Source organism: Rhizobium sp. PEPV16 (genome assembly GCF_008919455.1).
Classification (GTDB): Bacteria; Pseudomonadota; Alphaproteobacteria; order Rhizobiales; family Rhizobiaceae; genus Rhizobium; species Rhizobium leguminosarum_Q.
Genome location: NZ_VSZV01000225.1, coordinates 1 through 15,038, shown reverse-complemented (window position 1 = coordinate 15,038; position 15,038 = coordinate 1). Strand labels below are relative to the sequence as shown.

The 15,038-nt window shown below is 60.0% G+C and carries 15 protein-coding genes and 1 pseudogene; 5 read left to right on the top strand and 11 right to left on the bottom strand.

Annotation, left to right across the window (positions count from 1 at the left end):
• Both pnp and FY112_RS07515 read left to right on the top strand, forming a co-directional pair.
• A partial coding sequence (gene pnp / locus FY112_RS07520) for a polyribonucleotide nucleotidyltransferase (RefSeq protein WP_151518093.1) occupies positions 1-1,939 on the top strand: 1,939 nt, incomplete at its 5' end.
• A 75-nt stretch (positions 1,940-2,014) separates the two neighbouring features.
• Entirely contained in the window at positions 2,015-3,031 is a 1,017-nt protein-coding gene (locus FY112_RS07515; RefSeq protein WP_151518092.1) for a class I SAM-dependent methyltransferase, read from the top strand.
• A 93-nt stretch (positions 3,032-3,124) separates the two neighbouring features.
• Here the strand turns inward: FY112_RS07515 and fabI are convergent, their stop codons facing one another.
• Genes fabI through fabA form a run of 3 tightly spaced genes read right to left on the bottom strand, consistent with a single transcriptional unit; the run spans position 3,125 to position 5,732 of the window.
• Positions 3,125-3,931, bottom strand: coding sequence for an enoyl-ACP reductase FabI (gene fabI, locus FY112_RS07510; RefSeq protein ID WP_131621013.1), 807 nt, complete (start codon positions 3,929-3,931; stop codon positions 3,125-3,127).
• A 7-nt stretch (positions 3,932-3,938) separates the two neighbouring features.
• Positions 3,939-5,171 (bottom strand): beta-ketoacyl-ACP synthase I, encoded by a 1,233-nt coding sequence (fabB, locus tag FY112_RS07505; protein ID WP_131621011.1) that lies wholly within the window; start codon positions 5,169-5,171, stop codon positions 3,939-3,941.
• A 45-nt stretch (positions 5,172-5,216) separates the two neighbouring features.
• Positions 5,217-5,732, bottom strand: a complete 516-nt coding sequence (gene fabA / locus FY112_RS07500) for a 3-hydroxyacyl-[acyl-carrier-protein] dehydratase FabA (RefSeq protein WP_017962726.1) — start codon at positions 5,730-5,732, stop codon at positions 5,217-5,219.
• Positions 5,733-6,032: 300 nt separating this feature from the next.
• Here fabA and irrA point away from each other — a divergent pair, with 300 nt between their 5' ends.
• Positions 6,033-6,452: an iron response transcriptional regulator IrrA gene (gene irrA, locus FY112_RS07495; protein ID WP_003544303.1), complete on the top strand. Its 420-nt coding sequence runs from the start codon at positions 6,033-6,035 to the stop codon at positions 6,450-6,452.
• Positions 6,453-6,571: 119 nt separating this feature from the next.
• Here the strand turns inward: irrA and FY112_RS07490 are convergent, their stop codons facing one another.
• A complete protein-coding gene (locus FY112_RS07490) occupies positions 6,572-7,207 on the bottom strand; it encodes a trimeric intracellular cation channel family protein (RefSeq protein WP_017962724.1) in 636 nt (211 codons plus the stop codon).
• Positions 7,208-7,491: 284 nt separating this feature from the next.
• On the opposite strand from FY112_RS07490, the gene FY112_RS07485 reads away from it, so the two are divergent.
• Positions 7,492-7,965, top strand: coding sequence for a hypothetical protein (locus tag FY112_RS07485; RefSeq protein WP_017962723.1), 474 nt, complete (start codon positions 7,492-7,494; stop codon positions 7,963-7,965).
• A 1-nt stretch (position 7,966) separates the two neighbouring features.
• Here FY112_RS07485 and FY112_RS07480 read toward each other — a convergent pair whose 3' ends face one another.
• Together FY112_RS07480 and FY112_RS07475 are read right to left on the bottom strand one after the other, a co-directional pair.
• The gene (locus FY112_RS07480; protein WP_151518091.1) at positions 7,967-8,755 is read right to left on the bottom strand and encodes a YdcF family protein; all 789 of its coding nucleotides are present in this window, start codon (positions 8,753-8,755) and stop codon (positions 7,967-7,969) included.
• A gap of 68 nt (positions 8,756-8,823) precedes the next feature.
• Positions 8,824-9,546 carry a YoaK family protein gene (locus tag FY112_RS07475; protein ID WP_151518090.1) on the bottom strand — a complete coding sequence of 241 codons (723 nt, stop codon included), beginning with the start codon at positions 9,544-9,546 and terminating at the stop codon, positions 8,824-8,826.
• 238 nt (positions 9,547-9,784) lie between these two features.
• Here FY112_RS07475 and FY112_RS07470 point away from each other — a divergent pair, with 238 nt between their 5' ends.
• A complete protein-coding gene (locus FY112_RS07470) occupies positions 9,785-10,021 on the top strand; it encodes a DUF2798 domain-containing protein (protein ID WP_151518089.1) in 237 nt (78 codons plus the stop codon).
• 41 nt (positions 10,022-10,062) lie between these two features.
• Here the strand turns inward: FY112_RS07470 and FY112_RS37510 are convergent.
• The 5 genes and pseudogenes from FY112_RS37510 to FY112_RS07440 form a co-directional block, all read right to left on the bottom strand.
• Positions 10,063-10,238 (bottom strand): annotated as a pseudogene (locus tag FY112_RS37510) (GIY-YIG nuclease family protein); the annotation flags it as partial.
• Between the two features lie 18 nt (positions 10,239-10,256).
• Positions 10,257-11,105: a serine O-acetyltransferase gene (gene cysE / locus FY112_RS07460; RefSeq protein ID WP_017962720.1), complete on the bottom strand. Its 849-nt coding sequence runs from the start codon at positions 11,103-11,105 to the stop codon at positions 10,257-10,259.
• A 67-nt stretch (positions 11,106-11,172) separates the two neighbouring features.
• Positions 11,173-12,126, bottom strand: coding sequence for a sulfonate ABC transporter substrate-binding protein (locus tag FY112_RS07455; protein WP_017962719.1), 954 nt, complete (start codon positions 12,124-12,126; stop codon positions 11,173-11,175).
• Positions 12,127-12,288: 162 nt separating this feature from the next.
• The gene (locus FY112_RS07450; RefSeq protein WP_017962718.1) at positions 12,289-13,317 is read right to left on the bottom strand and encodes an NADP-dependent oxidoreductase; all 1,029 of its coding nucleotides are present in this window, start codon (positions 13,315-13,317) and stop codon (positions 12,289-12,291) included.
• 386 nt (positions 13,318-13,703) lie between these two features.
• Positions 13,704-14,633: a TauD/TfdA family dioxygenase gene (locus FY112_RS07440; RefSeq protein ID WP_151518088.1), complete on the bottom strand. Its 930-nt coding sequence runs from the start codon at positions 14,631-14,633 to the stop codon at positions 13,704-13,706.
• Positions 14,634-15,038 lie beyond the last annotated feature (405 nt).

Here is a 15,038-nt window from a genome sequence, read left to right as displayed (position 1 = left end):
CTATGCGGCCGGCAAGATCCCCGGCGGCTATTTCAAGCGCGAAGGCCGTCCGAGCGAAAAGGAAACCTTGGTTTCCCGCCTGATCGACCGCCCGATCCGCCCGCTCTTCCCTGAGGGCTACAAGAACGACACGCAGGTTGTCGTTACCGTTATCCAGCATGACCTCGAAAACGATCCCGACGTGCTGTCGATGGTTGCCACCTCGGCTGCGCTGACGCTGTCCGGCGTTCCCTTCATGGGCCCCGTCGGCGGTGCGCGCGTCGGCTACATCAACGGCGAATACGTTCTCAACCCGCATCTCGACGAGATGGACGAATCGAGCCTCGACCTCGTCGTCGCCGGCACCTACGACGCCGTGCTGATGGTGGAATCCGAAGCCAAGGAACTTAACGAAGACGTCATGCTCGGCGCCGTCATGTTCGGCCACAAGGGCTTCCAGCCGGTTCTCGACGCGATCATCAAGCTCGCCGAAGTGGCCGCCAAGGAGCCGCGCGACTTCCAGCCGGCAGACTACTCCGCTCTCGAAACCGAGATGCTCGGCCTTGCCGAAGGTGAACTTCGCGAAGCCTACAAGATCACCCAGAAGGCTGACCGCTACGCCGCCGTCGACGCCGTCAAGGCGAAGGTGAAGGCACACTTCCTCCCCGAGGAAGGCGAAGCCCGGTACACGGCCGAGGAAGTCGGCGCGATCTTCAAGCATCTGCAGGCGAAAATCGTCCGCTGGAACATCCTCGACACCAAGAGCCGCATCGACGGCCGCAATCTAGAAACCGTTCGTCCGATCGTTTCGGAAGTCGGCCTTCTGCCGCGCACCCACGGTTCGGCACTGTTCACCCGCGGCGAAACCCAGGCGATCGTGGTTGCCACCCTCGGCACCGGCGAAGACGAGCAGTATGTCGACAGCCTGACGGGCATGTACAAGGAGCGCTTCCTGCTCCATTACAACTTCCCTCCCTACTCGGTTGGCGAGACCGGCCGCATGGGCTCCCCAGGTCGCCGCGAAATCGGCCACGGCAAGCTCGCATGGCGCGCGATCCGTCCGATGCTGCCAACGCCTGAGCAGTTCCCCTACACGCTGCGCGTCGTCTCCGAGATCACCGAGTCGAATGGTTCGTCCTCGATGGCGACCGTCTGCGGTACCTCACTCGCTCTGATGGACGCCGGCGTTCCGCTGGCAAAGCCGGTTGCCGGTATCGCCATGGGTCTGATCCTGGAAGGCGATCGCTTCGCTGTCCTTTCCGACATTCTCGGTGACGAAGACCACCTCGGCGATATGGACTTCAAGGTCGCCGGTACCGCCGACGGCATCACCTCGCTGCAGATGGACATCAAGATCACCGGTATCACCGAAGAGATCATGAAGGTCGCCCTTGGCCAAGCCCAAGGCGGTCGCGTCCACATCCTCGGTGAAATGTCCAAGGCCATCACCGAAAGCCGCGGCCAGCTCGGCGAATTCGCTCCGCGCATCGAAGTCATGAACATTCCGGTCGACAAGATCCGTGAAGTCATCGGCTCCGGCGGCAAGGTCATTCGCGAAATCGTCGAAAAGACCGGCGCGAAGATCAACATCGAGGACGACGGCACTGTCAAGATCGCCTCCTCCTCCGGCAAGGAAATCGAAGCGGCCCGCAAGTGGATCCACTCGATCGTTGCCGAACCTGAGATCGGCCAGGTCTATGAAGGCACGGTCGTCAAGACCGCCGACTTCGGCGCCTTCGTCAACTTCTTCGGCGCCCGTGACGGCCTCGTCCACATCTCGCAGCTCGCTTCCGAGCGTGTTGCCAAGACCCAGGACGTCGTCAAGGAAGGCGACAAGGTCTGGGTCAAGCTGCTCGGTTTCGACGAACGCGGCAAGGTTCGCCTGTCGATGAAGGTCGTCGACCAGACCACCGGCCAGGAAATCCCGAACGAGAAGAAGAAGGAAGAAGCGGCCGAATAAGCCGCCTTCCAAATTTGCTATCGGGCGCGGGAATGCTTCCGCGCCCTTTTTTGTATGAGAAGACGAGACCAGACCATGAGCAGCGAGACGCTGAAGACCCTGTTCCATCCCTTTGCCAGCGGCACAGTCGCGGCGCCCGGCGAGGGCGAGCGCTTGCTCTTCCTCGGCGCCGAGGCAGGCTTTGCGCTGCCTGAAGGCTTTGCCGCCTCGCTCAGCGCCGTCCAAGGCTTCCGGCCGCTCTACCGGCAGCTGTTGGCTCAGCGGATCGACGTCAAGCCGGAGATCGACGGCGAGGACTATGATGCGGCTCTGGTGCTCTGCACCAAGCACAAGGGAGAGAACGAGGCCAATCTTGCTGCCGCTATCGCCCGTACGCGGCTCGGCGGCCTGATCGTCGTTGCCGGCGCCAAGGAAGACGGCATCCAGCCGCTGCGCAAGCGGATGGAAGGTTTCAATCTCGCCGTCGACCATATGCCGAAATATCACGGCGTCGCCTTCTGGTTCGGCCGGCCGGCGGATGCAGACGAGATTATCTCCAAGCTGGCAAAGGCGCCGGTGCGCGTCGACAGCCGTTTCAATGCGACCGCCGGCATGTTCTCGCATGACCGCATCGATGCCGGATCGGAGCTGCTCGCCTCGCGCCTGCCTGAGGATTTCACCGGCGACGTGGCGGATTTCGGTGCCGGATGGGGCTATCTTTCCGTCGAGATGGCGCGGAAGTCGCGTGGACTGACGCGCCTCGACCTCTACGAGGCCGATCACGCGGCTCTGGAGGCTGCCAAGGATAATCTGGCTAAGAACTGCCCGAACGCGCCTGCACGCTTCTTCTGGCACGATCTGGCGGGTGAGCCGGTCAAGGATAAATACGATCTCGTGATCATGAACCCGCCCTTCCATGAGGGACATGCGGCCGAGCCGGCGCTCGGCCAGGCAATGATCAAGACTGCCGCATCCGCCCTTCGCGGCGGCGGCCGCCTGATCCTCGTCGCCAATCGCGGCCTGCCTTACGAGCCGGTTCTGGCGGCGAATTTCAGGGAAAGCGGAGAAACCTGCCGCAACGCCCGGTTCAAGGTGCTGTGGGCGAAGAAATAGGGCTCAAGCAGCCTCGATACGATCATTCCTATCGACAGAAAAAGGCCGTGCGCAGATGATGCGCACGGCCTTTGAGTTTCAATCGAATAGTGTCTATTCGACGTCCGCTTTGCGCAGCGTTTCCAGCGTCGGCATGGAGGTGACGTTGAAGCCGGCGTCGACGAAGTGGATTTCGCCGGTGACGCCGGAGGAAAGGTCGGAAAGCAGGTAGAGAGCCGAGTTGCCGACCTGATCAATGGTCACGGTCTTGCGCAGCGGCGCATTGCGCTGGTTCCAGGAGAGGATCGCGCGCGCATCGGAGATACCAGCGCCGGCAAGCGTGCGGATCGGGCCGGCGGAAATGGCATTGACGCGGATGCCGCGCGGGCCGTAATCGGCGGCGAGATAGCGCACCGAAGCCTCGAGCGCTGCCTTGGCGACGCCCATGACGTTGTAGTTCGGGATGACGCGCGTCGAGCCATTATAGGTCAGCGTCAGCATCGCACCACCATCTTCCATCAACGGAGCGCAGCGCTTGGCGATCTCGGTGAAGGAGAAACAGGAAATGACCATGGTGCGGCTGAAATTCTCACGTGTCGTATCGGCGTAGAGACCCTTCAGCTCGTTCTTGTCGGAAAAACCGATGGCATGAACGATGAAATCGAGCTTGCCCCAGCGCTCGCTTATCGCGTCGACGACGGCGTCGACCGAGGCGAGGTCCTCAACGTCGCAGGGCAGGACGAAATCCGAGCTGACCTCGGCAGCAAGCGGCCTGACGCGCTTGCCGAGCGCATCGCCCTGATAGGTGAAGGCGAGTTCCGCACCCTGTGCGGCGAGAGCTTTTGAAATCCCCCAGGCGATCGAGTGGTTGTTGGCGACGCCCATGACGAGCCCGCGCTTACCCTGCATGATTCCCGTCATATTATTATTATCCGTTATAGCGCTGGAAGACGAGCGTAGCGTTGGTGCCGCCGAAGCCGAAGGAATTGGAGAGGGCAATGTCGATCTTGGCGTCGTCGATACGCTTGCGCACGATCGGGACGCCTTCGAATTCGGGATCGATCTCGGTGATATGGGCGCTTTCGCCGATGAAGCCTTGCTGCATCATCAGCAGGGAATAGATCGATTCCTGCACACCGGCAGCGCCAAGCGAATGGCCGGTCAGCGACTTGGTCGACTGGATATGCGGGATCTTCGAGCCGAATACTTCGCGGATGGCGCCGATTTCCTTGCTGTCGCCGACCGGCGTCGACGTGCCGTGGGTGTTGACGTAGTCGACATCGCCTTTGACGGTGGCGAGCGCCTGGCGCATGCAGCGGATAGCGCCTTCGCCCGAGGGGGCGACCATGTCGTAGCCGTCCGAGGTCGCGCCGTAACCGACGATTTCGGCGTAGATCTTGGCACCGCGGGCCTTGGCGCGCTCCAGCTCCTCGAGCACCAGCACGCCGGCGCCGCCGGCGATGACGAAACCATCGCGGTTGACGTCATAGGCGCGCGAGGCGCTGTCCGGCGTGTCGTTATATTTGGAGGACATGGCGCCCATGGCGTCGAAGAGGTTGGACATCGTCCAGTCGAGATCCTCGTGGCCACCGGCGAACATCACGTCCTGCTTGCCCCACTGGATCATCTCGGCGGCGTTGCCGATGCAATGCGCCGAGGTCGAGCAGGCCGACGAGATCGAATAATTGACGCCGTGGATCTTGAACCAGGTGGCGAGCGTGGCCGATGCAGTCGAGGACATCGCCTTCGGCACGGCGAAGGGGCCGATGCGCTTCGGGCTGTTGTTCTTCACGGTGATTTCCGCAGCTTCGATCAGGGTGCGGGTGGAGGGACCGCCAGAGCCCATAATGATGCCGGTACGCTCGTTCTGAGCGTAGTCTTTCTCTTCCAGGCCGGAATCGGCAAGTGCCTGTTTCATGGCAACATGGTTCCAGGCGCCGCCCTGCGACAGGAAACGCATGGCGCGGCGGTCGACCAGTTCGGCAAGTTCCGCCGAACCGAGCTTCGGACTGCCCCAGACCTGGCATTTGAACCCATGCTCGGCGAAATCGCTCGAAAAGGAGATACCCGACTTTGCCTGCCGCAAGGATTCGGTGACTTCGGCCGCGTCGTTTCCGATCGAGGACACGACACCCAGACCTGTGACAACTACCCGTCTCATCTGATCAAACCTTTGTTGTTTTCGTCAGCCGCTCGAAATGCGGTTTCAGGCCGTCTTGTCTTTCGATAGACCGACGCGAAGATCGGCCGCCTGATATATGGTCTCGCCGTCCGCCTTTAGCCAGCCGTCGGCGGTGCCGAGGACCAGACGGCCGCGCATGACACGCTTGAAGTCGATGCCATATTCGATCAGCTTCGTCTGTGGCCGGACCATACCCTTGAATTTCACTTCGCCGGTTGAAAGCGCCATGCCGCGGCCTTCTTCGCCGAGCCAACCCAGAAAGAAACCGGTCAGCTGCCACATGCCGTCGAGACCGAGGCAGCCCGGCATGATCGGATTGCCTTCGAAATGGCAAGGAAAATACCAGTCGTCCGGGCGTACGTCGTATTCCGCCCGGAGGTAGCCCTTATCGAAGGTGCCGCCCGTTTCGGAAATATCGGTGATGCGGTGAACCATCAGCATAGGCGGCAGGGGCAGCTGCGCATTGCCGGGGCCGAACAGCTCGCCATGTGCGCAAGCGATGAGTTCTTCATACGAGAAGCTGGACTGTCTGGTCGTCATAAAGTTTCTTTTCCCCCCGCATCAAGCCGATGGATGTGAACGTGTAGTCCAAGTTCTTCAGAAAATGAAGCACAAGCAAGGCAGCTTCATTCATCGCCCCGGACCAGGCTTGCGCCATTATTTGGTGGTCGCATACAGGAAGGCTAGGGCTGGGACCAGACCTATTTGCGTCAAAAGCCCGTTTTTGCCGCGTTTATCAGGCTCCTGTCCCCATTGAACTATTGAAAGGCTCCGATGCAAAAGTTATACCGCTTAAAGAAACATGATTGCTTTATGCCAGAATAACCGGAGTTGGTTTTGATGACGGGTGCATTCCCGATCGCAATAGAGGTAAGGCTGCGCGGTGCAGGCCTGCGCCCCACCCGCCAGCGCGTCGCGCTCGGCGACCTCCTGTTTGCCAAGGGCGACCGGCATTTGACCGTCGAGGAACTGCATGAAGAGGCGGTTGCCGCCGGCGTGCCAGTATCCTTGGCAACCGTCTACAACACGCTGCATCAATTCACGGAAGCCGGTCTCATCCGCGTTCTCGCCGTCGAGAGCGCCAAGACCTATTTCGATACCAATGTTTCCGACCATCACCATTTCTTCGTCGAAGGCGAGAACGAGGTGCTCGACATTCCCGTCAGCAACCTGACGATCGCCAATCTGCCGGAACCGCCTGAGGGCATGGAGATCGCCCATGTCGACGTGGTGATCCGCCTGCGAGCGAAACAGGGCTGACGACATCTCTAAAGTGCGTCGCGCCGAATCGGGCCTCATGCGACGCCCTTTAGATCTTTATTTTTATGCATGTCGTTGTCCCAAACCGCTGCGCACTTCTGGGCGACACCCATTGGGCTTCACATGACATCGTCGGGATGCCGGCCGGGCTTGTGTCTGTAGGTCGGGAAGGTCCAGCCGAACCACAGGGCTCCGCCGCGCACCGCAAAGGCCGCCACGACGCCGCAGGCGGACGCCAGATAGAGCTGCATTCCAAGCGCATTGGCGAGCGTGAAGACGCTGGCGCCGATGAGGGCTGCGGTCACGTAGATTTCCGGCCTCAATAGTACCGAAGGCTCGTTTGCCATCAGATCGCGCAATATGCCGCCGAAGGTCGCCGTCAGCGTGCCGGTGACGATCGCAATCGTGGGCGAACCGGTGGCGGCGAGGCCCTTGGCGGCGCCGATCACGCAATAGGCGGCAAGGCCGATCGCATCCAGCCAGATCAGCAGCCGATAGCGCGATTCCAGCAGATGGGCGGTGAAGAAAACGATGACGCCCACGATGCAGCAGACGAGGATATAGGCGGGGTTCAGCACCCAGAAGACCGGCACGCGGCCGAGCACGATGTCGCGCACGGTGCCGCCGCCCGTTCCCGTCACCATGGCGAAAAACAAAAAACCGATCAGGTCCAGTTGCTTGCGCGAGGCGGCGAGTGCGCCTGTTGCGGCAAATAGCGCAATGCCGGCATAATCGAGATAGACGAGCAGAGACATGCGAGACCCGGAACCGGCGGAAGTTCAGAGCATGATGCCGAAAAGTGTGAGCGGTTTTCGGACGACATCATGCTCTCACTCTTGAATTGAGAACAGGATTCAGATTTTAGGCCAACTAGGCCTAAAATCATCCTGTTCTCGGGAATCAATCACGGCGGCAAGGGCGGCGCAAGGCGGCGCGGCCATAAAGCTGAAGTCTTTGATTTAATGCATGTCGTTGTCCCAAAACCGCTACACAGTTTTGGGCGACATGCATTAGGAGCCTTTACCCAAAGAGGAAAGCCGTGAAAACGCTGGTGCTCGCCGTTCTGAATATCGTCCTGCTGCTTGCCATGCCGGCTGTCGCCCTCAGTCAGCAATCGCTGATCTCCGACCCTGAGATCTACGAGAAGAAACATTTCCAGGAACAGTGCAAGGCGGCCGAGTTTGCCGACGGCTTCATCATCCGGCAGGATATCAACAATGACGGCCTGATCGACGCGGTGGTCAACGAGGGCCAACTGACCTGCGACGGGCAGAAGGGGCCGCAATGCAATGACGACGGCTGCACCTATAATTTCTACCTGCAAGTTGCCGAAGGCGGTTATTTCATGATCGCGACGGCACAGATCTATGGCTACGATTTCGTCCAGCGCTTCGGCAACATGGTGCTGGCGATGAAGATGCATCCGCGCTTCTGCGACCGCACCGAAGGTGATCCCTGCACCGTGACGGCACGCGTCCGCGGCACGAAATTCGTCACCATCTCGAAGAAATAGCTCAGCCTGGATAGAGCTCCGACGTGCGGCCGGCGAGATAGTAGCCGACCAGGCCGTACCATTCGCGGATCGCCGTCGCCATGTTCTGCGCATTGAGGTTCGGCTGAGTGAAATCGAGCCCCAGTCTCACCTGACCGTCAGTGCGATAATCGGTCGGCCAGGGCACGATATCGATGCCGAGTTTGCGGAAGATGCCGACGGAGCGCGGCATGTGGAACCCCGAGGTGATCAGCAGGCAATTGGAAAGGCCCTGGCTTGCCAGGAATTCCTTGGTGTTGACGGCGTTTTCGAAGGTCGTGCGCGATTGCCTCTCCTCGATCAGGCGATCCCTGCCGACGCCGAAGAGCGGGAAGAAACGCGCGGACGCCGCCGCATCGCCTTCATAGACGCCCGAAATGGAGCCGTCGCCGCCCGACACCAGAATGCGCGACTGCGGAAATTTCTGCGCCAGCCGCAGGGCTTCGATGAAGCGATCGGCTCCACCATTGAATTCTATGCCGTGGCGCGCCGTGTTCACCTCGTTTTCGAAGGCGCCGCCGAGCACGATCATGCATTGCAGGCTATCGGGATCGGCGGCAGGCTTTGCGAAGCGCTGCTCGAGACCCTGCATCAGCAGGTTGCCGGCCGTGGTGCAGAGCGTGACGAAGAGGATGAGGGCCGAACCAGTCGCGCTGAGGATGCTTAAGCTACGCCAGCGCAGAAGGCCGGAAAGCAGGGCAAGGAAGACGAGGAAGAATGCCAGCGACAGCGGCTGAGCGAAAATCCAGGCAAGCTTCGAAATCAGGAACAAGACCCACTCCTTGAGGATTGGCGGCGATCCTTCCTATCCGATTCGACGGTGACAGGAATGCGACGGTTTTATTTCGCGCGCGTGATGGCCGATCCGCTCGGTGCGACCTTCTGATTGAAGCGGCGCTGAAGCGGCCGAGGGATGAGCATGGCGGCAAGCGCAAGCAGCATGGCGAAGAGGGAGACCAGCCACAGCGCGTGCGCACCTGTCAGCCGCGTCAGGACGGCGCCGGCGATCGCGCCGAGCACCATGCCGCCCCAGGGCACGATCTGGATCGTCCATTCGACACGACGATCGCCGATGATCCAGCGGCCGATACCGCGGCCGAAACGCGACAGGGCGCCGGTCACATAGGTCAGCCCGATCGGCAGGCCGTCGATATGCTCGACGGCAGCGTTCACCATGCCCATGGAAAAAACGATCATGTAAAACCGCGCGAACAACATGTTCTGTACCGTCATCATCGAGGCGAGCGCCAGAACTAGCCCGACGCAACCGAGCACCACAAAGATACGGCGCTCGGAGACATGGGAGATGACGACACCAGCCGCATTGCCAAGCACGAAAACGACGATGGCGGAGATCAGGACCGCGGCGTGATAAAGATTGCCCTCGCTCAAGGCCAGTGCGGCCCGCGTCGTGTTCCCCGTCATGAAGGAGACGAAATCGCCGGTCAGCAGAAGACCGGTCGCATCGGTCATGCCGGCCAGAAACGAGATAGAGCCGACCAGGGCGAGCCCGGTCAGGGTTCGTCGGGTCCGGATGATGCGGCGGCGTCTTGCTCTGGTCATTGGCTGAAGGTCCTGGAGCCGAATCGCTGAGATTGCGGCAACAAGCATACATCGTCCTATTGAGGAATTGGCAAAGGCGATCGGAAGGGGATGAGGGCGGACTTGAACGGCAAGACATTTTCGGCCATAGAGACGGCGTTGCTTCAGATCGAAGCTCCGTAAGCGTTTACGTCAATCAACGCGCAACCCGCCGGTCGGCGCTGCGCAATTGTCTGATCGGCACCTTACGGAGATCAAAATGCCCAAAGGCAAACTCCCCAAACGTTACAATGCGATCGTCATGCCGCTCATCCTCTCGCTGCTGATGACATCAGTCGTTTCGGCGATCAGCATCGTGAGAGCACAAGGCCTGACCGCGCCTGCACTTGCCATGTGGCCCTCCGCATGGGCGCTCTCCTGGGCGATCGCCTTTCCCGTTCTGCTGTTGATGCTGCCGGTGGTCAAGCGGGTGACAGCTGTTATCGTCGAGATGTGAGGTGCGAGGCACCGGCAGCCTGTAAGAGCGGCCGCCGGAGTTGCTCTGCCCGAGCCCGACTTCAGATATTTCCCGAAACCAAAGGCCTGCGCTTCACCGGAAAAAGCGAGATGGGTCTTGAAGACCAAGGGGCGTGTTTCGAGCTATGCAAAACCTCCCGGGCGTTGTGTTTTGCCAGGCGCGATTTCAAGTCACTCGTCACGCCAACCTCGCCCAGACAAGCCTACCCCAAGCCTTAGATCGTATACTCCGGTTCAGACAGGGTCTGGTCCATCGTAATGCCCGGAAGGTTAAAGTGGCGCTTGCCTACCTGCCTCGCCGGAATGCCAGCGACCGATGTGTAGGCTGTAACGGCATTCACGACCACGCTGCCTGCACCCACCTTGGCGCCGACACCAATTTCGATGTTGCCGAGAATCTTGGCCCCTGCTCCGATAAGAGCGCCGCGCCGTACCTTGGGGTGCCGGTCGCCGGTCTCCTTGCCCGTCCCTCCCAATGTGACGTTTTGGAGTATCGAAACATCGTCTTCGACAACAGCCGTTTCGCCAATGACCAGGCCGCTCCCGTGATCGAGCATGATGCTCCTGCCCATCTTTGCGGCGGGATGAATGTCGACACCGAAAACTTCAGAAATACGGCTCTGGATGTGGCGCGCCAAATGGAGGCGGTCATGATGCCAAAGCCAGTGGGCGACGCGTTGTCCCTGCAGAGCCACAAAGCCCTTGAAATACAGGAATGGCGTCAGGATTTCCGTGTTCGATGGATCACGCTCCTTGATCGCGGTCAGGTCCGCCGCGGCATCGGCGACAATATTGCGATTGCCGACAAACGCCTGCGCAATCACCGCCAGCAGTTCGTCATGGTCGAGGTCGTGATTGGCCAGTTTGATCGCGACCCGCTGAGCGAGCGCCTGAGCGAAACTCGCATGATAAAGCACTGCGGAATTCATGGCGCGCGTGAGTGCTGCATCTTTGGCCGAAGCATTGACGGCCTCCGCGCAAAGAGCCTCCCATATCGCGGCAACCTGAGGCGAAGGGTATGGCTCCGTCGACAGATTGCTCAAGCTGACCAGTGGAACCGTCATGCTAGCTTCCTTCTGCAGGCGGACGTCGCGACGTCCCGGCATGCAGACGTAGGTGGGGAGAGGAGCACTATGCCTTGCCCTTGCGGACAACGTCGGCAATCGTCACCTCCTTCGGAATGAGCTTGAGTTTGAAAAAGGTGTCGGCGATGCTCTGCTGCTGTGCGACAACGGTGTCGTCCAGGCTCTTGACCCCGTAGGACTGGCGTTCGAGCGCCTTGACGAGGACAGATTCGGGGATGCCGACCGATGGTGAGAGCTCCGCAGCCGCAGCCGCGGTGTCGGACTTGGTCCATTCGTCGATCTCGGAAATGGCGTCGATCAAAACATCGATCGCCTCGGCGTGCCCGTCGACCAGCGCCTTGGTGCCGAGATAGAACTGATGATTGGGAACGATGCCTTCGCCGTTTCTGAGTTCTCGCGCTTCGACCGCGACTTCCGCCGCTGCCTGAAAGGGATCCCAGATGACCCAAGCATCGATCGCGCCCTTTTCGAAGGCTGCGCGGCCGTCGGCCGGGGCGAGGAAGGATGGTTCCACGTCCTCATAGGTCAAGCCGGCTTCTTCGAGCGCCTTGACGAGCAGGTAATGCACGTTCGAGCCCTTGTTGAAGGCGACTTTCTTGCCCTTCAGCTCCGCGACGGACTTTATGGGACTATCCTTCGGGACCAGTATGGCTTCGCCGCGCGGGGCGGGCGGCTCGTGTGCGATGTAGACAAGCGGAGCGTTCGCGGCCTGGGCGAAGATCGGCGGCGTTTCGCCGGTCGATCCGAAATCGACAGCACCAGCGTTCAGGGCCTCGAGGAGCTGGGGACCGCCCGGAAACTCGGTCCATTCAACCGTGTAGCCAATGGATTCAAGTTTCTTCTCCAGCGTGCCTTTGCCCTTGAGAAGCACCAGCGTTCCATATTTCTGGTAGCCGATACGCACGACCTTGTCAGCGGCGCCGGCCAGCCGAACATGCGTCAAAGGTGTCGCGATGGCACCTGCCACCACTGCAGTGAAAGCTCGCCTTGTGATCTTCATCATACCCTCCGGAATAAGACGAGACCAAATTAAAGTGTCTCTATATTTTTCATAGAATATACGTGCTCCGGCGTCCGCTTCTTCGGGATTCGCTTTTTTGTTCTGTTCCGACCGTGAGCAAAAAGAACTGCGCCGCGAAATAGAGAACGCCGAGGCGACGGGTCAGGGCGCGACGCGTACGATCAGCTTTCCGAAATTCTTCCCTTCCAGAAGGCCAAGGAAAGCCTCGGGAGCGTTTTCAAGGCCGTCAACGATATCTTCCTTGTACTTGAGCCGCCCTTCGGAGATCCACGTTCCGGCTTGATGGGAGAAGTCGGGACGCTGGTCGGCAAATTCGCGCTGTATGAAGCCTCGTATGGTGAGGCTTTTCCGCAGGATGGCACGCATCACGGCAGGAAGCTGATCACGTCCGCTCGAAACAGAGGATGTTTCATTGTAATGCGCGATGAGCCCACAGACCGGGATCCGCGCGAAGTCGTTCAGCAATGGAAACACCGCGCTCCAGACGTGGCCACCAACATTCTCGAAATAGACATCGATTCCGTTCGGACAAGCGGCTGCGAGTTGTGCCGGAAAATCGCTCGAATGATGGTCTATGGCGACATCGAAGCCGAGTTCCTGGCGTAAGTGGTCACATTTCTTGGACCCGCCTGCGATTCCGACAACACGCGCACCGTAAATCTTTGCCATCTGCCCAACGGCCGAGCCAACCGCGCCGCTCGCTGCCGCGACCACAAGTGTTTCCCCGGCTTTGGGTTTGCCGATATTGCGAAGCCCGGCATAGGCCGTGAAGCCGGGCATTCCAAGAATGCCGAGTGCTGTCGTGATCGGTGCGGTTTCCGGATCGAGCTTCTGCAAGCCCGCACCATCGGAAATCGCATAGCTCTGCCAGCCGGAATGCGAGAGGACGATATCCCCCGCCTCGAACGCCGTGTTGCGGCTGCGTGCGACCTGCGCAACCGTGCCCCCTTCCATCACACCGCCAATTTCGACCGGCTTGGCATAGGACTTGGCATCGTCCATGCGGCCTCGCATGTAGGGGTCAAGGGAAAGATAAAGCGTCTTGAGCAGAACCTCGCCCTCGGCGAGATCCCGAACCGTCTCCCGCTCGAGCCGGAAATTCGCAGCCACCGGCTTTCCGGATGGGCGCGATGCAAGAACGATGCGGGTGGTAACGGGTGGACTAGCCATGGGTGTGCTCCTCTTCGGACTTTTCCTTGGATGTATCAGGAATTTGCTTCAAGCGAACTGAGCGCTCGTCATCTAGGCCCTACCGGAGCACCCCTTGTCGTCGGCGCCCGTTCACGACCGGCAAGCCTGCAATTGTCTCGGATGCCTATGTGACAAGCTCGAACCCCTGTGGCTCAGCATGCAACGATAGCAGCGGCACGCCCTGATCGGAAGCATGGATGAGAAAGGTATGGGTCTGGCAGCTCGAAAGCGCGCCGAGCAGCAGTTCCGAGCCTTCAATGCGACCGCGCTCAGTTCGCCCTTTCTGACGCGCGTTCGCCGATCGAGTAGCGCGGCAAGCGCCGCGCGATATCAAGCTTCATGGTCGTTCCCTAGTCCGGCCGCGCTCACGCGGCCTTTGCTTTCGGCTTGGCGGCCTTGACGTGGGTTACGCTGCGGCGGCCGTCGACGCTGACGGGGACGTCGCCGTCAACCGTGGCGCGGCGCACGACGCGGTGTTGATCGCCGTAGTCGTTGACAGCGTAGTGCTGGGTCGCGCGATTGTCCCAGATCGCGACGTCGCCGGCTCTCCAGTGCCAGCGCACGGTATTTTCCGGGGCGGTAACGTAGGACTGGAACACCTCGTAGAGTTTTGCGGAGTCACTCTTCGACAAGCCGACGAGGCGCTGAACGAAATTGCCGAGCAGCAGCGATCTTTCGCGGGTTTCGGGATGGACACGCACGACTGGATGCTCGGTCTCGTAGATGGTCGACGTGAAAACTTCCTCGAAATGCTTCTTCTCTTCAGCGGTGGCGCGAGGGCGCACCGCTGCGTAGTCATAGGCATTGCTGTGAATGGCCCACAAATTGTCTGCCAGCAGTTTGAGCGACGCTGGCAGACTTTCGTATGCGGCATGGGTGTTGGACCAGATCGTATCACCTCCGGCCGCCGGGATGACGACGCCGCGAAGGACCGAGAATTTAGGATAGGCATCCACGAAGGTGACATCGGTGTGCCACTGGTCCGCCCTGCCGCCGCCGCGGCTGGAATCGAGATTGAGGATCGAGGCCGTGCCGGCCACCGGACCCTGAGTTGGATGAGGCACAAGTTCGCCCAGGCGGCGTGCGAAGGATTCCTGTTCTGGATCGCCAAGATGGTCCTGGTCGCGGAAGAAGATGACCTTGTGTTTCAGGAGAAGCTGATTGATGGCTGCGACCGTCGCGTCCGAAAGGTCTCCGCCGAGGCGAATACCCCTGATTTCGGCTCCGACGCGGCCGGTCAGCGGCACGACATCAGACTCGGGAATGATCTGATTGACGAGAACTGGATTGCTCATGATATCTCCTGGCTGGTCTTGGAAGAAGACGGCAAGTCACATGCGCCCAACGACGCATTCGCCGGACGTTCGAAAATCTCATTGTTAAAATCGACAGGGCTATGGAACGCTATAATATATAAAATCAATAGAAAAAATATTCTAATTTTGCCTGTTTGCCCGAAACAGCCGCCTTTGATATTTTCTTATTGCCCGTGAATTCTCACTTGGACCCTTCAGCGATGCATCTTTCCATCGCCAGCGGCTTGCGCGTGGATGGCCTGGTACGGGCTCTCATTCATCGCGGTTCCAGCCTTTGCTTTCGGCTGTCTTTGCGACGAGCGATGCATAGTCCTTGCCGATCTCGTCCAACTTTTTCACCTATTCGCTGTCAAGAAGGACATGAAATCGCCGGTCGGCTGAAGA